We start from the raw sequence: 424 nt of genomic DNA on the forward strand, positions 1-424 counted from the left end.
GCAGCCTTTCCTGCCGGGCCTGCTCGCGGGCGGTCTTCCAGCCCGGCTCGGTTCCGGCCGGCGGAGCCTTCTGCCCGGTTCCCGGCGGGCTCGTGCCGGGCTGGTTCGTTCCCGGCGGGCTGCCGCCTCCGCCGGGCTGGGATGTTGCGGGTGGGTCCTGGGGCAGGCGGATCAGGTCCCGGGCGTACTGGGCCGGGACGATGCCATAGCCGGTGAGCCAGGCCGGTTCATTCTCGCCCTGCAGCATCGTCCGGTCGGTCATCACCAGTTGGACTTCCAGGTCGGCAGGGTCGGCGGTGCTGCGACCGGTGACGCGTTCAAACACGATATCGGCCATCACCTGGCCCCGGGTCCTGGGGTCCCCGGCGTTGGCCAGCCGGTCCGCCTCCTGCCGCAGCGCGGCCATCATCGCGACCCCCCGCAC

At 72.9% G+C, this 424-nt stretch carries 1 pseudogene; it reads right to left on the minus strand.

From position 1 onward, the window contains the following. Positions 1–424 (minus strand): annotated as a pseudogene (locus AC5RWT_RS38040) (hypothetical protein); the annotation flags it as partial.

This window comes from Arthrobacter sp. Dra40, from assembly GCF_059091905.1.